Raw genomic sequence first — 23,243 nt, 5'->3', positions numbered from 1 at the left:
TCCCTCCTATGCTGCTTTCTTGCGATCGATCAATACGGCGATGATAATGACGATTCCTTTGACGACCATCTGGAAGAAGGACGAGACGCCGAGCAGGTTGAGCCCGTTGTTCAATGTTCCGATGATCAAGGCGCCGATCAACGTCCCGACAATCAATCCACGCCCCCCGGATAAACTTGTCCCGCCGAGTACGACGGCTGCAATCGCATCCAGTTCGTAAGACGTACCCGCCGTCGGCTGCGCGGAATTCAGTCGGGAGGTAAGAATCGCCCCCGCCAATGCGGATAAAAGGCCGGCAAGGGAATAGATCATGATTTTCATCCGGGAAACGTTGATTCCAGAGATCCGTGCTGCCTTTTCATTTCCGCCGATGGCATACGTCCTTCTTCCGAACGGTGTCTTATGCAGAATCACCCATAAGACGAGAAAAGCTAGAAGCATCGTGATCGCCGGTACCGGAATACCGAGGAAGTAGCCCCGTCCGAACAGCTGAAACGCATAGCTGTCTCCGAGCCCTGTAATCGGGTTCCCGTCGGTGTAAACAAGGGTCAAGCCGCGGAACATGGTCATCGTAGCAAGTGTCGCGATAAACGGAGCCATTTTCCCTTTCGTAATTAACAGCCCATTGACCATACCCATTACGGCGCCGAGCAGACAGCCGATCAAAATGGCAAGGATCGGGTCCATGCCGGACACCATCATCCCCGCCATCAAAGCACTCGATAAAGCAAGGATGGACCCGACGGACAGGTCGATCCCTCCTGTCAGAATGACGAAGGTCATGCCGTAAGCAATTAATGCATTAATGGCAACCTGCCTTAATAAATTCAATAAGTTCAATGGTTCTAAAAAGCTCGGATTAATTATTGAAACGGTCGCCATCAATACGATCAGACCGAGCAGCGGTCCGAGCTTCTGGATGAAATTCCCGATATGGTTCGTTTTGACTGCGTTATCCATGTACATGACCTCCTGTAGCCAATGTCATTATTTTTTCCTGATCGGCATCTTCTCTGCCCAATTCTCCTGCGATTTCTCCTTCATGGACGACGAGAATCCGGTCGCTCATACCGAGCACTTCCGGAAGCTCCGAAGAGACCATGATGATGGCTACTCCCCTGTCCGTCAGTTCGTTCATCAACTGGTAAATTTCCCGCTTCGCGCCGACGTCGACCCCTCTTGTCGGTTCATCGAGAATCAATACTTTCGGCCCGATTCCGATCCATTTCGCGATGACGACCTTCTGCTGGTTTCCTCCGGAGAGGTGGTTCGCCGGCGTTTCCGAAGATTCTGTTTTGATGGTCAGCCGCTTGATAAGAAGATCGACGAAATCCGATTCGCTCTTCTCTTCGATCCGACCGTACTTCGTAAAACTCGCCAAGCTGGGAAGAGCGATATTATCTTTAATGGAAAAATCAAGGACGAGCCCTTCTTCTTTCCGGTCTTCCGTAATAAATCCGATGCCCTTGGCAACGGCCTCGGAAGGACGCCTGACGACAATCGGTTCCCCGTTCATGACGATTTCCCCGTCGTCTTTCTGATCGAGTCCAAAGATCGCCCGCATGATTTCGGTCCGTCCCGCCCCCATCAATCCTGCGACACCGACGATTTCGCCGGCTCGTATAGAAAAGTTGACATTTCGGAACGCTCCTGCCCGGGAAAGGTTCTTTACTTCCAGCACTTTTTCTCCGACAGAAGGTTTTCGGGCAGGGAAACGATCCGTCAGTTCCCTGCCGACCATTTTCCGGACGACGTCATCGAAGTCCGTTTCCGGAATCGGTGTCGTATCGACGGTTTTTCCGTCACGCATCACCGTGATCCTGTCGCAAATCGTAAAGATCTCTTCCATCCGGTGGGAAATATATACGATGGATACCCCGTCTTGTTTGAGGGAACGGATGACCGCGAACAACTTTTCAATCTCTCTTTCTGTAAGCGCCGCCGTCGGCTCGTCCATGATGATCACTTTCGCATCCGTCATGAGCGCTTTGGCGATTTCGATCATTTGCTGCTCCCCGACGGAACACTCCCCTGCATCCTTGGTCAGCGGGATGGTGATCGCAAGCTTCTCAAACTGCTTTTCTGCAATCGCTTTCATTTTGTTCCTTCGAATCAAACCGAAAGATGTAACCGGTTCCTTATTGATAAATAAATTGTCAAGCACCGTCATATCCGGCCACACGTTCAGCTCCTGATGGATAAAGGCGACACCGGACTTCTCAGCTTCCTTCGGATTGGTGAAGGTATGCTTCTCGCCATTTATGATAATCGTACCTTCATCCCGTTTATGCAGCCCCGTCAATATGTTCATCAGAGTCGATTTTCCGGCTCCGTTCTCCCCCATCAGGGCATGGACTTCCCCGTCCCTGATTTCTATATCGACACCTTCGAGCACCTTATTTTTACCGAAGGCTTTATGAATGTTTTCCATACGTATGTGCATCGTATCCCTCCTTAAAAAGTGACGCCCGCATGAAGGATAGCATTCGCATAGGGCGTCGTTTCTCCCGTACGGATCACGACTTTTGCATGCGCCGTCGCTTCCTTGAAAGCTTCGTGGGCCGTGTAGCGGATGGCCGGGAAGCTTGCGGCCATCTCTTGGTGCACCGCTTCATTGCCTGCGATTTCTTCTGCAAGCGTCACCTGTTCGATGACCATTTCCTCCTGCATAAGCTTAATGACTTCCAGAAAGGACGGCGTTCCTTCCCGGAGAGCCACATCGATTTTCCTTACACCATCCGGCACCGGCAGCCCGGCATCGGCAATCACAATCGTATCGGTATGGCCGAGATCTGCGAGCACTTTCGCAATATGACTGTTCAACATCCCGTTTTTCTTCATGACCGTAACGCCCTTTCCACTTCTTCTCTCGTCGGCATTCCGCCTTGCGCACCGAAGCCTGTTACAGAAAGCGATGCCGCACGATTAGCGAAGAGCAGTGCCGCTTCCATGTCCTGCTTCTCTGCAATAGCTGTTCCGAACGCCGCATTGAATGTGTCCCCTGCCCCTGTCGTATCGACGACCTGAACGGAGAAAGAAGGGATGAGCTTCTCTGTTGCGCCGTCATAGTAGCGGACGCCTTTTTCCCCTTCCGTGATGAGCAGTTTTCCAGGGTAACGCTTTGTTACATCCTCCGGGTTGCCGCCGTCGAACAGCACGGCTGCTTCATGCTCATTCGGAGTAAGAAAAGCAGCCTGTTCGATGACTTCCGCCGGTATTTGCCTGGCAGGCGCCGGGTTGAGCAGCAGCGGGACCCCGATGTCGGCACTGATTTGAGCCATCGTCTCTACGGTTTCTTCCGGAATTTCCTGCTGGATCATTAGCAGGTCGCACGTTTGGAAAAAAGGAATCAGCTTCTCTACGTAATCCGGCGTCACATGATCATTCGCCCCTTTAACGACGACGATGCTGTTGTCCCCCTCGGCCAAAATGATGTGAGCCGTTCCTGTCCTAGCATCTGTAACCGGTTCCACATAGTCCGTATGGACACCGTTTTCACGAAAATTGGCGAGAACAGCTTCCCCGTATGGATCTGTTCCGACGCAGCCGATCATATAGACATCAGCCCCGAGGCGAGCTGCCGCTACCGCCTGATTGGCTCCCTTGCCTCCAGGCACCGTTTGAAAAGATTCCCCCAAAACCGTTTCTCCTGCCGACGGCCTTTTTGCTGATGTTACTACGAGATCCATCGACGAACTGCCGATGACGGCAATTTTAGCTTTCTTCATCATGTGTTCCTCCTCTAGTCGTTTGTCTGTCTATAAATGCTACCGGCAGTTCGACTGCCGTTTCCGTTATGCTTTGTTTTTTAATTAATCGGATCAGAAGCTTCGCTGCCTCCCTGCCCATATCGTAGGCAGGCTGGCGGATTGTCGACAGTGGTGGATAGGCGAGACTGCTTTGTGGAATATCATCATAGCCGACCACCTGCACGTCTGCCGGAATCCGCTTCCCAAGGCGCAGAGCTTCATGGAGAATCGCAATTCCGACGATATCGTTACTCGCAATCACACCATCCGTGTCCGGGTGCACCCGGAACAGCTCTTCCGCCCAGCCTTTCGCTGCATCGAATGTGTAAGAGTCTGTCGACAGGACCGAGAAGTCAACTTCTGCCGCCCCCAGCACCTCGAGCGCCCCCTGGAACCGCTCCATCGCAGGCTTAACGTGCGCCGGTCCTTTTATAAGCGTGATTTTTTTCGCGCCTCGTTCGACCAGCGCTTTTGCCGCCAGTCTGCCGCCTTCCCGTCCATCCGCATAAACGGACGGATAGGCACCGGAGGTACGGTCCATCAGCACAAGCGGAATCGATAAAGGCTCATAAATACCATCATCCGCCCTGTTGGTCGCGGAGATGACTCCGACGACGTTATTCTGCAGGAACGTTTGAATGTATTCCTGTTCTTTCTTCGCTTTCTCATCACTGTTCCCAAGGAGCAGACGAAACCCTTCGCGGGCCGCCTCGTCCTCGACACCTCTTGCCAGCTGCGGGAAGAACGGGTTCGTAATATCAGGAAGCAGCAGGCCGATCAGCCTCGATTCCCGCTTATAAAGAGATCGGGCTACTTCATTCGGACTGTAATTCAGTTTCGAGATCGCCTCCATCACCTTCTCACGCGTGTCGGCACCGACATATCCGTTGTCGTTCAACACACGGGAGACGGTCGCGACAGAGACGCCGGCTTCCTTCGCTACATCTTTTATTGTAACCACGTCTTCACCTCATTTTATGTAACCGGTTACATAAAATCTAGCATACTCACTCAAGGAAAGCAACCTCCCTTTTTTAAAAAAAGAGCTTTCCTCTTCAAAAAATAAGGAAAGCTCTGTTCTTTTTATCAAAGGTCGAAGACGGCCTTAGCGTGGGCAGGCATTTGCTTCACATGAAGCAGGTAGTTCGTCATCGCCTCATCTTCTCCATCCGGATAATCGTACCCGCCCGCCCCGGAGACCTCCAGGCCGAGGAAGCGGAACAAATCTCCCATCGTAAAGAGAGCGGCCCATATATCCGGATAGCTGTCATCGGCGTATGTAGCCGCGTAGAGATTCCAATACGGATTCGGAAGCAGGCGTTTGAATTCGCTGCCCGCTTTTCCGACAGATAGGTCGAAGCCCATATCGAAACCGATCCACCAGGACACCATTTGGTTGAGCCTGCTGCGTATGATCTCTTCCATCATGAATTTCGCATAGGGCAGCTGATCCCGCCAAATCGCTTTCGCCACATTCTGCTGACACCACCAGAAGTCGTTGCAGCAAAGGTAGAATTCTTCCCTGTCCGGCTTTTGAATATGGTAATCCGTATCCGCAGATTCAGGAATTGTCGGAAGAATTCCGTCTTTATCGAGAATAGGCAGTGTCAGAGAATCCTGTCCATAGTTCGCTTCTGCATGCGCGATCGTTTCCAAATGGAGATCGATGCGGTTTCCGTCTTCCAACAGCATCAAGTACCCGTACCAATCCCATTCGTCTTGGTCCCTCCCCTTATCCGGCTCCTGCGCGATAAGAATCCGACCGAACCGATGGATCCACGAACCGTCTGCAAGAAACGAACCGATGTCCTTCACGACAAAAACAATATCATAATCCTGGAAAATATCCTTTTTCACATTGGGATTTGTTCTTGAACCATTCATATACACGGCACGGATCCGCTCATCCGCTTCGGCAATTCCATTAATCAGATTCATCATTTCCAATTCCGTCCTCACCTGTTATCCCTCCGTCCATTGATCCTAGTATATCTTTGACAGAAGGAACCTTTTTTCCTCTATCCGCTCCTTAATTTTCCGAAAATTATGGTAAAATCAGAGAGTAATTTTATTCCTTATGGAAAGCAGGCGAATCCATGAAAGCTCTTTTCTTTTTATACGACGGGTATGTCGATTGGGAAATCAGTCCACTTGCCTATATATTCAGCGAAACAGATGTCACGATTGAGACGGCCGGCCATACGGAAGAGATCAGACATTCGGGTCAGTTTGTCATCCGGGTAGACCACAACATAAATAATTGTGACGTGGATGATTATGACATGCTCGTGATCCCGGGTGGAGATCCGGAGCCTTTGATCGGCGATGAAGCCTTAAGGACACTCATCCGATCGTTTCATGACAAGAACAAGCGAATTGCCGCCATCTGCGGGGCTTCTGCTCTGCTTGGCATGAGCGGAGTGCTCGAAGACAGAGAATATTCCACTTCGCTCGAGTCGGAGGAATTTCCGGATTACCTTCCCGAAGTAGGCAGAAGCAAAACGGACGTGACGGTAAGCGGGAATGTCATTACTGCGGAAGGGAATGCCTACATCGAATTTGCCGTCGCCGTCGCCAAGGAAGCAGGATTGTTCCGGGACCGGGAAGATGAACTCGAAACCGTGCTGTTCTTTAAAAACCAGCTTCGTGCTTGATCATCAGGAGGGAACATATGAAAGAGATAAGCATGGGGAAATTTACAGAGGGGGACTTCTCCGACTACTTCCGCCTTGTTTCTGATGTCCGTGTCATGGCTCAAATAACCGAGCGTGCCATACCAGAAGAAGAAGCCCGGAGCAACTTCGACAAACTGCTGAAGAGGAATGCCGACGGGACGTCGTTCGGTTCGTATAAAGTGTACGATTCGTCCGGCGGCTTTCTCGGACTTGCCCATTTAACCCGCAGCGTGGAAAAACAAGAAGAAGCGGAAATCGGTTATATGATCGTGCCGGATTGCTGGGGTCTCGGATACGGAAGTAGGATAGCTGGAAGGTTAATCACCATGGCAGAAAACCAAGGCCTCGAAAGACTGACGGCCGTCATCGATCCGAAGAATATCGCTTCGAAAAGAATCTTAACGAAACAAGGTTTTGTTTCTGTTTATCAAGGGACGATCGACGGACTACCCGGGGAAATTCTCCACAAAGAGCTGTTGTCCATCGATGATGTTTGACCACGTGCAGTCTGCCAGGGAGGGATCGATGATGCAGTCCCAAGCTTTAAACCATTCCTTTTCTTATGTTTGAAAGAAAAAGGAAGCATTAGGGTAATTCCCCTATGCTCCCTGGCAATAGCATAAAACGCCTCTCCAAAGAGAGGCGCACATCTAATCTCCGATCATTGTCCCCTGATGGAACGTCATCTGCCACTTCCCGTCTGTCCGTTTCCATACCGAGGTCCGCAGGGAGTGTTTGTCCGTTTTTTGGATGTATATACGAAAAGAGGTCATCGCGCTTTCCGGCGAAAGCGGCGTGCAGTGAAAATCATCAAGCAGGAAGCCGGGATCGTCTTCACCAGGGAGCCGCTTAAGAACGTGCTCTTTCCCGTACGCTTTTCCTGTGCTCGAAAATTCCAGGAAATCATCCGCCAGCAGCTCGTTTAGAGATGTGGCCGATTTCCGCACCTCTCCCTCCAGCAGTTTGGTTTCCAGCTGATACAAATGCTTTTCTAAAGCTGTTTCCATGCCCTTCCCCCTTTTCTCAGTCCTTATGGATGACAGCTGTCGAGAAAGGGACGCCGTTGTCGTAATTCAGAATGAGCTGATACGACCGCCCCTTCTTTTTGTCTCCTGCTTTCTTAAGGACCGCTTCATCGAATGCCAATGCTTCCTGCACGTCCGACTTTTGAAAAGTCGTTTGTACGACAAGCGCCTCCTGATCAGGCTGATATGTGATCGACTCAATATTCTCAGAAAAATCTTTTTGTAGAACGTCATCGATCACCTTCCCTACCTTCTCCTTCTCTTCCTGCGTCACTTCCCCTTCCCATTTGACAGGTGCCGGTTCCGCTTCGGATCCGGCGACGGCAAAATAGCCGAATAAGCTTAACCCAACGGCCGCAAGTAACCCGATGCCGATCCACACATACTTTTTCAAACAGATCCCCCTGCCTCTCCATTATCATTGGCTTTCTACCATCCTATGATATTGGTCGGTTGAAGATAATAGCTTTCGCCGAAATAATCAGTGCCGTCACCTTGAATTTACATAAAAATCCACTACTGTGATACTCTCAATATAACACAGCGTGAACGGAATGGGAGCAGATAAAAGCACCCCTGAACCAGGAGGCTGCCTGCTTCAGGGGTGCGCAGAGTTAAATAGCTTCATTCATCTTCTTCAACGTTTCATAAGAATAAGCGGCCACATCCGTATGTTCTGGAAGTGTCCCCGCCCATTCCATCAATTCCCACTCCGCCAGCTGGTGCGAGTGGTCCAAAAGATAGCGCGAGCGATCATACCTGCGATTCATAAACGCCTGCATGATGGTATGAACATCCTCATGCTCCTTGATCAACTCCGCTAAGACGACGGCATCCTCGACTGCGAGCGCTGCCCCTTGACCAAGATGAGGAGTAGTACAGTGAGCAGCATCTCCTATTAATAGGACAGAGCCTTCATACCACGGACTTTGCAACATATGATCAAAGATTGGACGGTAAACGACAGCATCAGGATCGGTAATCCATGGCTTGATGGCAGCCACTTGTCCACCGAAACCATCGATCCTGTCCAATAATAACTCATGAAGGCGATCTTCCGGCATTCTCGGATTCCCTGGTTCAGACGTCGTTAGTAACAGGTACATTTCCTGTTCCGACATTGGAACCAAGCCGGCTTTTGCCTTTTCACCATAATACAGGATACTCGTTTCCACACCTTCCAATCGAGGCAGTTTGTATCTCCATACAGCCTGACCGACGTAAGACTTTTCGATCGATCCGAATAACAAGTCTCTCATTCTGGAATTCGCTCCGTCTGCGCCAATGACGAGATCATAGGTTTGTACAGTCCCGTCCGTAAGCTGTACGGATACCCCTTGCTCTATATGGTTGAAAGATTCAACTGTTGTCCCCATTCGCATTGTCGTGTCGTAAGACAATGCCTCTTCAAGAAGAAGATCATGGAGTTTTTTTCTGGAGATGACATTCAGACCGGGGTACCCTGCAATTTTAGGAGATTCCGGTTCTGCGAATCGGATTCCTTCCGCATCGCAGTAGGCCATTCCTTCAAATGAATAACCTTCTTCCAGACACCGTTTCGCTACATTTAATTCATTTAACGCACGGAGTGCATTCGGCGGCTGGAAAATACCGACTCCATACACCTGCCAATCTTGTTTCACTTCGGCTATTTCTGCTTTTATCCCCAGTTTTCCGAGGGCGATGGCCGTCGACAGTCCACCGATGCCTCCGCCGACTATAAGAACACGCGTAATTGGTAATTGTGACATAGAATGACCTTCTTCCTACTAATCTTCGTTTGAACACCTTCTACATTGTATACTGGACCTCTTGTGGAAACATCCCGTTTTGTGACATAAACCCTATCAATCCTTGTCATTTGCCAGTTGTGCATATACCTTTTCCAATACGTTTATATCCACCTGTTCCTCATAATGGTACATCCGGCCACCGCTTTGTTGAACCTTCGGAGGTTGATGTGACCGGGCTTGTTTACGATATTGGTGGGGAGTTTTATGGAAGGTAGTTTTGAACAGATTATGGAAAGTGGTCAGATTCGAGAAACCGGATTGGAGTGCAATATCTGTGATAGACCAATCCGACCCGATCAGCATGCGCAATGCATGTTCCAAGCGCACTCCCTTCAAATAGGACATGAATGATATCCCCATGTGCTTCCGAAAATATCTGGACACATAAGACCGGCTCAGCCCTTCCTGTTTCGCAAGATCTGCTAATGTAATCGGATAGGAAAAGTGGTCCTGGATATATTGAATCATACGGTTAAGACGTGAACGATCGTTTTTCTTTTTCCGGAAGCATACCCTATTCGATGACGTCCTGAAACCCTTCAATAATAGGTAGAGTATGTCCAAACATAAGGAATGAATCTTAATATGATCAAACGGTTTATTCTTATCAGCCAGAATCAACATTTCAATCATTCTCTTTCTTATTTTGTCCGCGCTCGTTACATCCCCTTCTGCTGAAAGGAACCGCATAAAACATTCCTTTGCAGCGTCCGGGTCTACAGATTCCAAGAATTTCACAGGTATCTGCATAATGATCAGGCGGTTATGTCCCCGTGCTTCTACTCCATGGATTTCATCAGCATTGACAACTACCAGGTCAAGCGCCTGCAAATCGTAGACATCCTTCTCGACGGTAAGACGCACGTTCCCATCCAACACCAATATTAGTTCCAGTCGATCATGCCAATGCATCGATATGTATTCCACGGAAGGCATAAGCATGAAAATTTGTGTTTCTCTTTCCATCATCACCTGCTCGTACGGGTACTCCATCTTACCCCTCCTAAACCTTTAAACCTCCATTATAAAAACATCCCGGCTTCTATGTAAGTAATATGTCCAAACAATCAGGAGGGCAGGAAAGGGGGGAACGAAAGCAGATCGGTACACGAATTCATTCTGAAAACAAAAAAAAGCAGGCTTTATACCTGCTTTTCATCCATAGAAACAAGATCCAGTGCCGGAGATTTCCTCGGTCTGACTTTTTGTTCATACCCATAGGCGAGCGTTAATAACGTAGCTTCATCGTAGGACCGTCCCAGAAGTTGGATGCCTACAGGAATGCCGTCCTGTGTGAAACCAGCTGGCATAGACAAGGATGGAAGACCGGTCTGAGAGGAAATGAGGGTGTTGGTAGGGAATATTTCTTTCATCCACTTGCCACTGTACAACTCATCTCTCGTCGGCGGTAGTACTTGGACATCCGGGAAAGCAAGCGCATCCAAATCATGAAGAGCGAGCACGTTCTCGATCTCTCGCCTGAAAACTTCCTGTAAGTGACGCTGCTTATAATACAGCGGATTTTCTTCAGGACGATCCGGCCCTGTCATGACCGCATGGAATAAATCAAGCAGCCGGTGATATTGACCTTTTTCATAAATCTCCTCCAAAGTAACTTCGCCTTTCGTCTCCAAAAATTGATTAATATCATATTTGGACTGAATATGATAAAGTGCCGTTTCCATCGTATACTTCTCCAAATCAGGGATGGATACAGGATCAATCACTTCCGCTCCGTTTTCTTCCATAGCAGCAATGGCAGCGGCTGCTACTTCGTTTACTGCCGCACAATCCGGGTTTCCTTCCGGCCCAAACGCTTCCCGTAATATTCCAATTCGGGCTCCGTTCAATCCTTCCGCCGATAGCTGCTCGGTGTAGGTACCTGCATCCTTTGCCTGAAGAACAGCAGTGGTGTAAGGATCTTTCGGATCATACCCGACCATTGTATCGAGCAGGATGGCGGCATCTTTTACCGTCCGCGTCATCGGCCCGGGTGTATCTTGGAAGTGGACCAGGGACGATAATCCATGACGGCTGATCAGCCCTGTCGTTACGCGTATACCGAATATATTATTGAAGGAAGCAGGAAGACGAATCGATCCCGCCGTGTCTTCCCCTATCGCTACCGCCCCGAAATTCGCGGCAACACCGGCGGCACTGCCGCTGCTCGACCCACCCGCATCCCTGTCCAGTGCATACGGGTTCTTCGTTTCCCCGCCGGAGGAAGAACAAGCGAAGAAGGAAGCGGCGAAATCAGGCAGCAGGGTTTTCGCCAATACAATAGCCCCGTCCTGCTTCAGCTTCTTAATAATCTCGGCATCCTCATCAGGGATATGCTCATCGAACACTTCAGATCCATAGGTCGTACGGATGCCTTTGGTATCAATCTGGTCTTTGACGAGAATGGGGATCCCGTGCAGCGGCCCCTTCAATTTACCGGCAGCGGCAAGGTAGGTGTCGAGTTCATCAGCTTCCTCCATCACCTTCATGTTCACGTCGACTATGGCGTTGATTTCCGGGCCGTTCTGGTCATAATCGTGAATTCGCTGCACATACATCTCAACAAGCTCCCTGCACGTCAATTCCTTGTTCATCATGGCTGTATGGATCGATGCAATCGTAGCTTCCTCGATTTGAAAACTCATATCCCATCTCCACCTTTTAATTTTATGGTTTGTCCTCCCGAAAGGCTTTCCATCAGACTTACTGAAATCGTTCCCACTATAGTGAACAGCGACTGAGATAACCACTTCCTTCCAATCGAATAAGAAGGTAAACTCTATCATACGATAATTTGTTATAATTTTCAAAATATTTTATACAAAAAAAGACACCAGTGATCATTCCCTGCTGTCTCCATTCTTATCCTATTCATGTGTCTTCCCCAATCGAAAAGCCTTCGAACAACCTTCCGCCGTGCGGAACCATCGCTTCATCCACCAATTGAATGACTGATTCTTTTTCTCCATTCCGATAATAGCGGTCAAAGGCGTCACTAAATTGTCCAGCTATGGTTGGGTCATGTCTCTTAAGAGCCCGCAGCAGCCACTTGGAAGACCCGCTCCAGCACTTATTCGTCCGTAAAATAAAATCTCCCGTCCGCTCTGCCAGGGATCCGGCAATGAATATTCCTTCGTCCCTGGAGGAACACCCTATGAAGTCTTCCAGCAGATCGGTAATAAAATATCGCTTCTCCCTGATTACCGATTCACTCCACAGGTCCGGTCCTTCCAAGAGCACCTGCTTCGCTTCCTCCCGGATACGTTTTAGTTCAGGGGCATCCCGCACGATCGTCCCTTCCGAAACCATTTGCTGCAGGCTCGGCTGTCCTCTTTCCCTGTCGCTTTCGAAATAATTTTCATAAGAAAGGAAGCTGTGCACGAACACTTCCATCGGCCATCCGTATGCAAAGAAGGATGTGCGATAAGAGGCCTGTCTTTCCCGCTCAAACAGGACGATATCAAGGTCCGACGTCGCCGTCCCTTCCCCTCGGATAACACTCCCGGCAACGATCGCCGCATCACAGGCGGGGAACCTCTCGTCTATTATCCGTTTCACAGCCACAAGCGGCTCCAATCTTTTAGACAAAGCCATTCCTATCTCTCCTCTACTTTTTATCCATCATGCCACAAAACCGCATCCCCAGCTATCATTTTCTGACGATTTGGACCGTGTCATTCGGCAGCGCTATTTTCCATTAAATTGATGCTTTCCTAAACAGACCCGAATTCTTCTGAAACGAAATCGTTCCTACCATCGTAAAGAGGAGCGAAGTCCGTTTATGAAAAAGGATGCAGGACATGTTCGAGGTACGTGTGAAACATACAGGAAGCACGATCAAAATCCGCTGGCAGTTTTTCAAGGTGGACATACCTGCTGAAGACATTCTTGACATCTATCAGGATGAAACGTACGGCGGAGGACCGGCAGACGCGGTGCGCATCGGTTTCCCATCTGCCACGACAGATAGAATCGTTATGAAGACGACAAAGGAAACCTACATCCTGTTTACGACATCCCCCGCGACCATCTTGGCAACTCTAAGGAAATAAGATTACGAAAAAGGGAAGGGCTCTCCGCCCTTCCCTTTATTTTTCCTGTTGATGGATCAATCGTGTCAGTTCCTTGAACTTAGCGTCCAGTTCCTGATACGCATCATCACCCGGCAGGAGGAAGCTCAATTTCCCGAGCACTTCCTGCCGTTCCGTTTCCAAACGCATCCGCATCGCTTCTGATTCCTCCACGGGTTTTACCCTGGTTCCCTTTCTGATCTTACGGCCTGCCAACGACCATGTTGTGTCAGTCGTCTTATCCATGAAATAGCGGTCGTGGGATACGACGATCAGCGTCCCTTCATAAAGAGCGAGCGTCTTCTCCAGCTGTTCTCTGGAGGGGAGGTCCAGGTGGTTCGTCGGTTCATCAAGGATGAGCACATCTTTCCCATCCAGTAAGTGAACCATCAGTTTGCACTTTACACGCTCCCCCATGCTCATATCCTTGAACTTCTCTTTCCACTGATCATCCGTGAAGCCCAATTGATCCATCAACGTCCGCACTTTCCCTCTCGCTTCAAACGATTCCTGATAAAAGTAGCGGGCGGGAGTTTCGTCCAATGGTAAATCGAAAACCTGCTGGGTAAGAACACCGACGTTGGCAGCCGGCGAAATCCACACGTCTCCTTCTGCTGTCTCCCTGCCAAGGATGATGTTCAATAGTGTCGTCTTCCCGCTGCCATTTGGCCCTGCGAGCCCGATTTTTTCCCCGTGCTGAATGGTAAAGTGGACATCCTCAAACAATATCCGGTCACCGAACCGCTTCGTCAACCCTTTCGCTTCCACGAAACGTCTTCCCGTTTTATCTTTCGTCTTTAAGGAGAATCGGATGTCTTTCTCCTCCTCCAACCGGTCGATCGTATGCTTATCCAGTTCTTTCTCCAAACGCTTCTGTTTCGATTTCACCTGTTTATCCGTCCGCTTGGCCTTTTTCCGGTAGTACTCTTTGTAGCCTTCCTTCTTTGTGGAGGCATCGTGCGCTTTCTTCGACCACGATGCCAGTTCCTTCATCTGGCCTTCGATCTGCTCGACCATCTTCTGTTGTTTCGCGACCGCCCGCTGCTCCGTCCGTTTCCGCTGTTCCCGGACCTCCATGTACGCCGAATAGTTCCCGACGTTCTCGACAATCCCTTTGTTCTCGATCGACCAGATTTTCGAAACAGCTTCATCGAGAAAACGACGGTCGTGGGAAACAAGCAGAATCGTGCCCTTGTAGCGCTTCACTTCCTGAAGGAGCGCTTCCATACCGGCTTCATCCAAGTGATTTGTCGGCTCATCCAACAAGAGTAGATCAGATCCTTGAGCGAAAGCCCGGGCCAGTCGCGCTTTCAACTTTTCTCCGCCGCTGAGAGAAGTGAACGTACCGTCTGGAACCTGCCACTTATTACGCAGCCGCTTCTCCTCCGGCAGCTTTGGTTCCGTTGGAAAAGTCTCCACCTCTTGTTCAAGCAGCCTCACGGAACGGCCTAGGATTTCTATCCGCCCTCTGTCTGGATTCAAACCTCCCGAAATCAAGCGGAGCAGCGTCGACTTCCCGCAGCCGTTCGGCCCGATGATGCCGATGACGTCTCCCTTATGACAGGTCGCAGCCGCTCCCTTCAAAATCACTTTCTCATTCGTTGCCGCATCGACGTCCCTTATTCTCACGTGTTCGTTCATAAACATCCGATCCTCTCTTTTCCAGGAGAACAAAAAATCCTCCCAGATTCCTGGAAGGATTAGCCGCACGAAAACAACAACAAACAAAGCCTTCCCGTGGGAACAGCTCCTGTCGCTATGGAAAAATGGGCAGACTAATCCTAGATTCGTAAGCATGAAATGTTTCGATTTCAGACTTTGGAACATAAGATTAGTTTTTCATCGGCCACCCATCATCCCTTCTTCATAAGTTAGAACCACTATAGCACAGCCGGCATTTCATGTAAAAGCTTTCCTCCAAAACCATTCCCATGTTTCAGGAAGTACTCAGCGGGTACAAGTACTCTGCAACCACTTTTATCATAAGGAGTGTTCGAAATGGCAGATAACAAAGGACTCAGCGATAAAGTGAAAGGTGCTGTCAACAAAGTCAAAGGGGAAGTGAAAGACCAGGTAGGTAATGCCAAAGACGACCCGAAAATGCAGCGCGAAGGCAAGAAAGACAAGACGAAAGGCAGCATGCAGGAAGGCATCGGCAATATGAAAGACAACGAAAAACATAATCGATAACATAAAGACGGAAGAGGAATGCACGCCTCTTCCGTCTTTTTTTCTTACCCTGCGGCCTCTTCATTCGCGTTCTCTTCCATGTACATCACTTCCCAAAGGTGACCGTCAAGGTCCTGGAAGCTCCACCCGTACATGAACCCGTGATCGAATGGTTCATTCGATGGTTTCCCGCCGGCTTCCAGCGCTTTGTTCACGATGTCATCGACCTGTTTACGCGTATCGGTGGAAACGGCGATGATCATTTCCGTCTGTTTCGCCGTGTCTGCCCGTTCCTTATTCGTAAACGTATCAAACATGTCGTTAACCAGCAGCATCAGAAACGTCCGTTCGTTGATAATCAGACAGGCTGCTTTGTCGTCCGTATAATCGGTATGAAAGTCAAACCCCAATTCCTTGAAGAAACGCATGGATTTATCCAGATCTTTGACAGGTAGATTCAGATACGTCTGTTTAGCCTGTAAAGCCATCTTTAATCCCTCCATTACAAAGGATGATTCTTACCAGCTGACGAAACGACCTCCCCTCCGCACACAGGATATACGTTCTTGTTTCTCTAAGTATCGATGCAATTCCTGCCCGATCTTGTAGAATTTTGTTCCCTTACTCCATTCCTCTGCTGTCTTCACAGCCGCTCTCGTGCTTTATTTCTTGTTTATTTCGTTTCTCCTTCCAAGCATCGTCACGTACGAGAAGGGAAAGGAAAAGGATATCACCGGCTGACGAAAAAAAAGGCTGTCCGCATAGACAGCCTTTAATTCTTACATCCACCTTCCTCTTTCACGCCTCAATCGTCTTCCGTCACGCGATTTAACAGGTCATATCCAATGATTTGCACAAATACAAAACCAAGCACAATTAGAAACAGCAGGAAGCGGAAGTACCCCGGAGAGTCCCCGTGGGAAGCCTCCACCATCACCGGTTCTGCGATGAAAGGAACGACGAGGCTGTAGATGATACTGACTCCGAGAAACAGATACTTATTCGACCGCTTCGTAATGATCGAACGTTCCGCTGCATTAGCTGTGATGATGGCAAATAAAGCGATGGCTATAGGAACACCGGTCATGACGTTCATACCGGCAGACATTCCGAGATACATAACAAACAAAACGTACATTCATCCTATCTTTAAACAAATATTAGAACAGCTGTTCCAGATCCTTAAATGCTTCGATCTTCTTATCATATCCTTCGACTTCACCGAAACCATAGGCCGCGTACACAAACGGGATGCCGGCATCCGACGCCGCCTTCTCATCCCCGTTCGTATCCCCCACGTACACCGGGGCATCAAGGTTGTTGCGGTCGATCACCAGCTTGATATTTTCGCCTTTTGACAACCCCGTCCGGCCCGGATTTTCATAATCTTTAAAGTAGCGTTCGAGTTTGTGATATTCATAGAAGGACTCGATGTAGCCGTCCTGGCAGTTGCTGACGATAAACAGATCATAGGTATCAGAAAGCCGATCCAACACTTCTTCCACCTGTGGAAAAAGGGCTCCCCCCTGCTTCCGGATCTGCTCTTCTTCAAGCTCGAAGCAGCGGTCCATGATGTCCAGACGATCGGCTTCCTTAAGCTCCGGCATAAGTTTTGCACTCATTTCCTTCACCTGAAGTCCCATAACCCCTTCCAGGTCGGCACGGGTGAATGTCGTATCGATCCTGTCGTCCTGCTCCAGTGCTTTGTTCCAAGCATCGAGCACCGTATCAATCGGATCCCAAATGGTTCCGTCCAAGTCAAAAATAATGCTGTCCATATATACTGCCTCCTGTCTATCCTCTTTCTCTTTTTAATGTATCACAGAAAAAAGGTACGACACAAAAAAAGCCGGAGTGATCCGGCTTTTTCTATAGACTTACTTTTTCTGTTCCATAACTGCGAAATACTGTCCTTCGTCATCTGCAAAGTTGAACACGCGGCCGCCGGGCATGTCGACTACATCCCCGACCGTTACACCACGCTTCTGCATCGTTCCGTACAGGTGATCAAGGTCGTCCGTGAAGAACATCAGCGACGGGGTACCGAGATTCATCTCCGGATCCATCTTTTGGACAAAGGCTTTGTCATGAAGAACGATGCTTGTTTCCGATGTTTCTTCCGGCGCCAACTCGATCCAGCGCATCCCGCTTTCCTTTTCCTCCGAACGTACGTGAAACCCCAGCTTCTCTTTCCAAAAATCGACAGCCCTATCCTGATCCTCCACATACACCATCACCTGTCCGAGCTTTTGGAACATAAGAACGCCTCCCTGATTAAATAGTTGATATTGATTCTATTCGACAAGAAAGCCGTTTCCCCTTCCTTAGGATCATCTATCCTCTATGACAATATAGGAGGCTTTCACGGGACCGTGAACACCGACAATCAACTGCATTTCGATGTCCGCGCTGTTGCTCGGGCCAGTGATGAAGCTGATGCAGGAGGGAACCCCATTCCCTTCCGCTTCTTGTTCATGAATCAACCGGGCGGCCTGAGTCATCCGTGGCACCAGGGTACTCTTTGGAATAAGGGCGATAAAAGTTTTTGGAAGAAGGCTGATCGATCTTCCATTATCATGATCGTTGTAAAGGACAACCGTACCCGATTCCGCCAACGTGACATCACTAAAAACAATTCCCGTGTCTGCACGCTCGGCCACTTCTATGTTCTCTTCCCCCTTCTTCCCCTGCCATATATGAACAAAGCGACCAGGGCTCCATCGTTCATACATTTCGTCTAGCTTGTATTCCTCCAGTCGTTTTCCTCCGGCACTTACAATACTTGATACCTCATATTGATCCAGTATTTGAAGAAGAGTAGCTTCGAGTCCATCGAATGTCGTCCTCCTGAAATCGGTATGAATTACCTGGCACTGCTTCTCAATTTTCTCTATCAGGTCGTCTTGGTCGGCACCTTGAAAAACTCGATCCTGCGGACTGGTAGAATAAACAGGGGCGCGCACTTCTTTTCTTCTCTCTCTTCCTAATCTTCCTGCCAGCTTACTTAAGAATTCCTCACCATTATAAACAGCCATCAGTGCTCCCTCCTCTGTTCCCTTTGTTTGTACCAATCACGAAAGCTCGTCTTCGGAGGGGCAGGAAAATCCCGTTCCTCCGTCCATCCTTTTAACGGACCAGGGCCTTTGCTGATATATCCATCTTTCACCAAGGGTTTCAAGGCTGTGCCGGCCAATTTGGCAGACAGCTTGTAAGCAGCCGGAATAGAAGCCCATTTCGCAAACCCGTTCATCATGATCCGCTCCGCTTTCGATGTCTTGTGCTCCCGCTCCACAATAATCTCCCTGTGCCGAATCAAATGTTCATGTAGGGGAATTTTTACCGGGCACGCCTCCGTACAGGCCGCACATAAGCTGGAAGCGTAGGGAAGTTCCTTATGATCCTCATATCCATCGAGAAGTGGAGTGAGTACTGCCCCGATCGGTCCCGGATAGATGGAACCGTAAGCATGACCACCGACGTGGCGATATACAGGACATGCATTGATACAAGCAGCACAGCGGATACAGTGAAGTGCCGATTGAAATTCCGTGCCAAGTATCTTAGACCGTCCATTATCCACGACGACCAAATGAAAATCCTCCGGGCCGTCTCCTTCTCCTTCCAGCTTCGTACCAGTGAGGGCCGTGACATAGCTGGTAAGCTTCTGACCGACGGCAGATCTGGTCAGCAGACTAACAACAACCTCCAGGTCCTCCCATGTCGGGACAATTCGCTCCATTCCCATCACCGTAATCTGTGTTTTCGGAAGACTTGTCACCATTCGGGCATTTCCTTCATTTGTGACAAGAGTCACTGCTCCAGATTCAGCGACGGCGAAATTACATCCGGTCACGCCAATATCTGCTCCAAGAAAATCCTTCCGAAGCTGTTCACGGGCGAAAGCAGCAAGCTCCCCAGGGTCATCCGATCCGCTATATCCCTTTTTCTTCCGAAACGTTTCTCGGATCTGTTCTTTATTTTTATGGAGAGCCGGTGTAACGATATGAGACGGTGGTTCGTCATCCAACTGTAAAATCCACTCCCCGAGATCCGATTCCACCACCTCACACCCGGCCCCAGTCAGCGCATCATTCAGCCCTATCTCCTCTGTGACCATCGATTTGGATTTGACGACCTTTCGCGCCTCCTTCTGTTCTGCAAGGGTTCGTATGTAGGCATTTGCTTCTTCTGCCGTTTCAGCGAAGAAGACACTTCCACCTCTTTTCTCCACCTGTTCACTGAGCTGATAGAGATAATAATCAAGGTTTTCCATTGTATGGGCACGGATTTCCTCCCCGAGTGTACGCCATTCTTCCCAGTCACCGAGCTCATCAGCCGCCCTCAAACGCCCTGTACGGAACCTTCCCTGTGCAGACGAGACAGCATGACGCATGAACCCATTTCCTATTCCATCCTGAATCCTTTCTGCATAAGGCTTTCCACTTATTTTTATACTCATGATACACTCCTCCTTTTATTGACTGTTCAATACCTGTGCAATATGGAGTACCTTCACGCCCTGTTCGTTCCTTCTCAAACGTCCTCCCATATTCAACAGGCATCCCATATCCCCTCCGATTAGATACTTGGCATTGGTTTCTTCTACATGCTCCGCTTTCTCCTGAACTATTCTCCCGGAAATTGCCGAATTCTTCACAGCGAACGTGCCGCCGAATCCACAGCAGTCTTCGCCCATCGGCAGCTCAATCAATTCGAGCCCCTTCACATGATCCAGTAAAATTCTCGGTGCATCCTTCACTCCCAGCAGCCTTGTCATATGGCAGGAAGGGTGATAGGTCGCCTTGCCGCAAAAAGTTGAACCGACGTCTTCAACTTTCAATACGTCTACAAGAAACTGCGTCAGTTCGTACGTTTTTTCTGCAAGTATCTCCGCTTTCTTTTGCCATTCCGGCTCTTCCTTCAGGACGTTTGGATACTCCTTAATCATCTGTACGCACGATCCGGAAGGGCCCACCACATACTCGGATGATTCAAAGGCGCGAATCATCTGCTTCATTGCCTGACTGGATTCCTGTCTGTATCCACTGTTATAGGCAGGCTGCCCACAGCAGGTCTGTCCATCAGGGAAATCAACTTCGCACCCAAAACGCTCCAAGAGCTGGACCGTATCCTTTCCTACATCCGGTGTAATCGTGTCGCATAGACATGTGATAAACAACGAAACTTTCATCTTTTACCCTCTCCTAACTTTATACATAAGGTCATCTGATGACTACCAGTTTTAAAAAAGGATGCTGAATAAATCAGGATCCTTTTTTTAAGTAATTCTCCAGAGAATGCTCGACGCTGCTCAAGTGAGCGTACATAGCTGTCCTTGCCTCTTCTTCCTCTTTGTTTATGATGGCTTCTAAGACGTGCTTATGCTCCTGAAGCAGTCTTTCTGTACCGTTGTTGATATGGAGGAGCTTGCGAGTTTCCCGCATTGCCTGAACCATGATTTCGGAAACGCTGCTCATCAAATTAATCAGCATCTGATTGTGAGAAGCCCGGACTAGCGCCATGTGAAAGAAAAGATCCGCTTGTTCCCCCAGCTCCCCATTTCCTCCTGCCTCTTCCATGGAGCGCAGCGCATCCTTCATGTTGGCAATGTCCGCTTCCGAACGAGAAACCGCGGCAGAACCAGCAGCACCTACTTCAAGGATTTTCCTCACTTCAAGCAGCTCCCGCATATCTTCCGGTTTCATCAGGAAAGCAACAGACACAGGCAGCGAAAACCGCGCCGCATCAAAGGACTTCACATACGTTCCTTCACCCTGGCGCATCTCCAGCAGCCCCATCGCCCTCAAGGCACTCAGCGCTTCCCTTATTGCGGATCTGCCGACATCAAAATTCTTTGCCAGCACCTCGACACTATCCAGTTTGTCTCCCGACTTCAATGTTCCATTCTTTAAAGAATCGAGCAGGGAATCGGCGACCTGTTCATAAATCTTCTTGGTTCTAATTGGTTTGTATTCCACCTTGCTGCCTCCAACTTCCAGTCACTTGATACCTTTATTCTACTCCAAAAACGGAACAATCGAAAGGTTCTTACCTGAGTAAAGTGAAAAGGAGAGCGGCTGCAGCTGCAAGAACACCGTACAGCAAAGCGGGAAGGAGCGTCTTCCGGATAATATCGCCTTCCTTTCCTGTCAGACCGACAACGGTTCCTGCGGCAACTACATTGTGGACACAAATCATATTTCCAGCAGCGGCACCGAGAACTTGAAGCGAAAGGATCGTATCTTTTGCAAGAGCCGCTTCCTCAGCAATACTGTGCTGGATGGGCGAGAAGGTCAACGTAGACACCGTAGCACTGCCGGTTATAAATGCTCCGAGCTGGCCGAGGAAAGGAGCAGCAAGTACCCACAACGAACCGAAACCGGCCGCAAGGTTTTGAGCTATGTACTGCGGCATACTAAGGAGTTCGTTGGCATTCACTCCCGAGTTCGTAAACACTTGAACGAGAGCCAATGTCGCGACAAGGGCGAGCGTGGCATCTTTCATTGATAGAATCGACTCTTTGGATGCACTTGCAAAATCCTGAAACGATTTCTTTTGCAGCATCCCTCCGATGATGGCAGAAAAAATGAGGACAGAGCCGGGGGAATACAGTACCTGCCAGCTGGATGTAATCCCTTCTACACCTAAGATGTTGGACCAGGTGAGGTCTATGTACTTCAACGTGAATGCCTTCACGTCCGGAACGATTCTCGTAAGGAGCAGAAGACCAACGATGAGAAGATAGGGAGACCATGCTTGGATAAGAGTCATATGGTGTTTCTTATCTTCCATACGAAAGTCCTCCTGCAGCGCTTCCTGCCATGTAGTTTTCGGCAGGAGCCAGCCCTTCTTCGCGGTGATTCCAGCAGCAGCAAGCCCGGTCAATGATGCAAGGATAGCTACGAATTCATGTCCGAATAAGTACGCATAAAGAAACGCAGAGGATGTATAGATGAATCCGACAACGAGCGTCCATGGCGCAAGCTCCAGCGCCGGTCTGAGTCCTTTCTGCTTCCCGAAGAACCATGTGAGCACCACAACGAGGATAAACGGAATAAATGTGCCGGCGAACAAGTCGAAGAAAGCGACCTGAATTCCGATTTCTCTGTATAAAGGCAATCCAGCATCCGGTAAATTACTGAGCCCGACTTGAATCGGGGTCCCCACCGCCCCGAAGGAAACGGCTGAACTGTCAGCGATCAGCGCAATGGCTGCAGCCGCCATTGGGGTGAATCCTAGAGCGACCATGAGCGGACCGGTGACAGCAGCCGGTGTGCCAAAGCCGGCCGCCCCTTCAATTAAGGCCCCGAATAAAAACGCGACGATGACGATTTGAACCCGCATGTCTGTTGAGATGTTCCGGAACCCCTGGTTGATCCTGTCCACCGCACCCGTTTTCTTCAATGTGTTGAGCAGAACAATCGCACCAAATAAGATATAGAGAATAGTCAGTGTTTTATGTGTTCCTTCCAATATCGAAGCGGCAATGACACGTCCTTCCATCCCCCAAGCTAGGAAGGATAGAAATATGACGATTCCCGCGCTGATCGCCATTCCTTTCTTGGCAGGCATTCGGAAGACTACCAGGAACAGGAACGGGGACAGAATAGCACTCCACGCTATAAGTAAATACACATGCATCTCCTCCTTTTGAAATCGCTTTCAATAAATGGGATAAGTAAGGTCATCTGATGACCTGTTTAATGTAGTGTAATCTGAAAACCGGCCATTTGCAACCTATTTTTGTAAAACAAAAAAGACC

26 protein-coding genes are annotated in these 23,243 nt (G+C 49.3%); 4 read left to right on the top strand and 22 right to left on the bottom strand.

What is annotated here, in order from left to right; translation table 11 throughout:
* Window positions 1-6: 6 nt before the first annotated feature.
* From rbsC to AXG56_RS03120, 6 genes are all read right to left on the bottom strand, one after another.
* The gene (gene rbsC, locus AXG56_RS03145) at window positions 7-966 is read right to left on the bottom strand and encodes a ribose ABC transporter permease RbsC (protein ID WP_051348869.1); all 960 of its coding nucleotides are present in this window, start codon (window positions 964-966) and stop codon (window positions 7-9) included.
* Window positions 953-2,443, bottom strand: a complete 1,491-nt coding sequence (locus AXG56_RS03140; RefSeq protein ID WP_008638431.1) for a sugar ABC transporter ATP-binding protein — start codon at window positions 2,441-2,443, stop codon at window positions 953-955. Before AXG56_RS03140 ends, rbsC begins: the two co-directional genes overlap by 14 nt.
* An 11-nt stretch (window positions 2,444-2,454) precedes the next feature.
* Entirely contained in the window at window positions 2,455-2,841 is a 387-nt protein-coding gene (gene rbsD, locus AXG56_RS03135) for a D-ribose pyranase (RefSeq protein ID WP_062513228.1), read from the bottom strand.
* Complete coding sequence (gene rbsK, locus AXG56_RS03130; RefSeq protein ID WP_008638433.1) at window positions 2,838-3,728, bottom strand: ribokinase; 891 nt, start codon at window positions 3,726-3,728, stop codon at window positions 2,838-2,840. Before rbsK ends, rbsD begins: the two co-directional genes overlap by 4 nt.
* Complete coding sequence (locus tag AXG56_RS03125) at window positions 3,715-4,710, bottom strand: LacI family DNA-binding transcriptional regulator (RefSeq protein ID WP_062513226.1); 996 nt, start codon at window positions 4,708-4,710, stop codon at window positions 3,715-3,717. The genes rbsK and AXG56_RS03125 overlap by 14 nt, the downstream gene beginning before the upstream one ends.
* Before the next feature lie 125 nt (window positions 4,711-4,835).
* Entirely contained in the window at window positions 4,836-5,708 is an 873-nt protein-coding gene (locus tag AXG56_RS03120) for an aminoglycoside 6-adenylyltransferase (protein WP_062513224.1), read from the bottom strand.
* 137 nt (window positions 5,709-5,845) lie between these two features.
* On the opposite strand from AXG56_RS03120, the gene AXG56_RS03115 reads away from it, so the two are divergent.
* Both AXG56_RS03115 and AXG56_RS03110 read left to right on the top strand, forming a co-directional pair.
* Complete coding sequence (locus AXG56_RS03115) at window positions 5,846-6,403, top strand: DJ-1/PfpI family protein (protein WP_026577587.1); 558 nt, start codon at window positions 5,846-5,848, stop codon at window positions 6,401-6,403.
* A 17-nt stretch (window positions 6,404-6,420) separates the two neighbouring features.
* Window positions 6,421-6,921 carry a GNAT family N-acetyltransferase gene (locus tag AXG56_RS03110; RefSeq protein WP_062513222.1) on the top strand — a complete coding sequence of 167 codons (501 nt, stop codon included), beginning with the start codon at window positions 6,421-6,423 and terminating at the stop codon, window positions 6,919-6,921.
* A 153-nt stretch (window positions 6,922-7,074) separates the two neighbouring features.
* Here AXG56_RS03110 and AXG56_RS03105 read toward each other — a convergent pair whose 3' ends face one another.
* The 6 genes from AXG56_RS03105 to AXG56_RS03080 form a co-directional block, all read right to left on the bottom strand.
* On the bottom strand, window positions 7,075-7,431 hold the full coding sequence (locus AXG56_RS03105; protein WP_008639454.1) for a DUF4440 domain-containing protein: 357 nt from the start codon (window positions 7,429-7,431) through the stop codon (window positions 7,075-7,077).
* Between the two features lie 16 nt (window positions 7,432-7,447).
* Window positions 7,448-7,843, bottom strand: a complete 396-nt coding sequence (locus AXG56_RS03100; RefSeq protein WP_026577589.1) for a hypothetical protein — start codon at window positions 7,841-7,843, stop codon at window positions 7,448-7,450.
* Between the two features lie 220 nt (window positions 7,844-8,063).
* Window positions 8,064-9,200, bottom strand: a complete 1,137-nt coding sequence (locus AXG56_RS03095; RefSeq protein ID WP_062513220.1) for an FAD-dependent monooxygenase — start codon at window positions 9,198-9,200, stop codon at window positions 8,064-8,066.
* Window positions 9,201-9,296: 96 nt separating this feature from the next.
* Window positions 9,297-10,235: an AraC family transcriptional regulator gene (locus tag AXG56_RS03090; protein ID WP_062513219.1), complete on the bottom strand. Its 939-nt coding sequence runs from the start codon at window positions 10,233-10,235 to the stop codon at window positions 9,297-9,299.
* A 149-nt stretch (window positions 10,236-10,384) separates the two neighbouring features.
* On the bottom strand, window positions 10,385-11,887 hold the full coding sequence (locus AXG56_RS03085) for an amidase (RefSeq protein ID WP_062513218.1): 1,503 nt from the start codon (window positions 11,885-11,887) through the stop codon (window positions 10,385-10,387).
* A gap of 226 nt (window positions 11,888-12,113) precedes the next feature.
* Window positions 12,114-12,836: a nucleotidyltransferase domain-containing protein gene (locus AXG56_RS03080; RefSeq protein ID WP_062513216.1), complete on the bottom strand. Its 723-nt coding sequence runs from the start codon at window positions 12,834-12,836 to the stop codon at window positions 12,114-12,116.
* Window positions 12,837-13,042: 206 nt separating this feature from the next.
* On the opposite strand from AXG56_RS03080, the gene AXG56_RS03075 reads away from it, so the two are divergent.
* Window positions 13,043-13,294, top strand: coding sequence for a hypothetical protein (locus AXG56_RS03075; protein WP_062513214.1), 252 nt, complete (start codon window positions 13,043-13,045; stop codon window positions 13,292-13,294).
* Between the two features lie 36 nt (window positions 13,295-13,330).
* On the opposite strand, the gene abc-f is transcribed toward AXG56_RS03075, so the two are convergent.
* Entirely contained in the window at window positions 13,331-14,953 is a 1,623-nt protein-coding gene (abc-f, locus tag AXG56_RS03070) for a ribosomal protection-like ABC-F family protein (RefSeq protein WP_062514093.1), read from the bottom strand.
* 357 nt (window positions 14,954-15,310) lie between these two features.
* Here abc-f and AXG56_RS03065 point away from each other — a divergent pair, with 357 nt between their 5' ends.
* Complete coding sequence (locus AXG56_RS03065) at window positions 15,311-15,502, top strand: CsbD family protein (protein WP_008639437.1); 192 nt, start codon at window positions 15,311-15,313, stop codon at window positions 15,500-15,502.
* Window positions 15,503-15,546: 44 nt separating this feature from the next.
* Here the strand turns inward: AXG56_RS03065 and AXG56_RS03060 are convergent, their stop codons facing one another.
* The 9 genes from AXG56_RS03060 to AXG56_RS03020 form a co-directional block, all read right to left on the bottom strand.
* Window positions 15,547-15,969 carry a VOC family protein gene (locus tag AXG56_RS03060; RefSeq protein WP_062513212.1) on the bottom strand — a complete coding sequence of 141 codons (423 nt, stop codon included), beginning with the start codon at window positions 15,967-15,969 and terminating at the stop codon, window positions 15,547-15,549.
* 317 nt (window positions 15,970-16,286) lie between these two features.
* Window positions 16,287-16,610, bottom strand: a complete 324-nt coding sequence (locus AXG56_RS03055) for a hypothetical protein (RefSeq protein ID WP_062513210.1) — start codon at window positions 16,608-16,610, stop codon at window positions 16,287-16,289.
* Window positions 16,611-16,641: 31 nt separating this feature from the next.
* A complete protein-coding gene (locus AXG56_RS03050; RefSeq protein WP_026577595.1) occupies window positions 16,642-17,259 on the bottom strand; it encodes an HAD family hydrolase in 618 nt (205 codons plus the stop codon).
* Window positions 17,260-17,358: 99 nt separating this feature from the next.
* Complete coding sequence (locus AXG56_RS03045; RefSeq protein ID WP_026577596.1) at window positions 17,359-17,739, bottom strand: VOC family protein; 381 nt, start codon at window positions 17,737-17,739, stop codon at window positions 17,359-17,361.
* A gap of 72 nt (window positions 17,740-17,811) precedes the next feature.
* Window positions 17,812-18,516: a lactate utilization protein C gene (locus AXG56_RS03040; protein ID WP_062513208.1), complete on the bottom strand. Its 705-nt coding sequence runs from the start codon at window positions 18,514-18,516 to the stop codon at window positions 17,812-17,814.
* The gene (locus AXG56_RS03035; RefSeq protein ID WP_026577598.1) at window positions 18,516-19,940 is read right to left on the bottom strand and encodes a LutB/LldF family L-lactate oxidation iron-sulfur protein; all 1,425 of its coding nucleotides are present in this window, start codon (window positions 19,938-19,940) and stop codon (window positions 18,516-18,518) included. Before AXG56_RS03035 ends, AXG56_RS03040 begins: the two co-directional genes overlap by 1 nt.
* A 15-nt stretch (window positions 19,941-19,955) precedes the next feature.
* Entirely contained in the window at window positions 19,956-20,672 is a 717-nt protein-coding gene (locus AXG56_RS03030; RefSeq protein WP_026577599.1) for a (Fe-S)-binding protein, read from the bottom strand.
* A gap of 73 nt (window positions 20,673-20,745) precedes the next feature.
* Window positions 20,746-21,459 (bottom strand): FadR/GntR family transcriptional regulator, encoded by a 714-nt coding sequence (locus tag AXG56_RS03025; protein ID WP_062513206.1) that lies wholly within the window; start codon window positions 21,457-21,459, stop codon window positions 20,746-20,748.
* A gap of 70 nt (window positions 21,460-21,529) precedes the next feature.
* The gene (locus tag AXG56_RS03020) at window positions 21,530-23,116 is read right to left on the bottom strand and encodes an L-lactate permease (RefSeq protein WP_062513204.1); all 1,587 of its coding nucleotides are present in this window, start codon (window positions 23,114-23,116) and stop codon (window positions 21,530-21,532) included.
* Window positions 23,117-23,243 lie beyond the last annotated feature (127 nt).

This window comes from Halobacillus sp. KGW1 (assembly GCF_001592845.1).
Lineage (GTDB): Bacteria > Bacillota > Bacilli > Bacillales > Halobacillaceae > Halobacillus.
The sequence above is the reverse complement of the archived record's forward strand: the minus strand, read 5'-3'. Positions and strand labels throughout refer to the sequence as shown.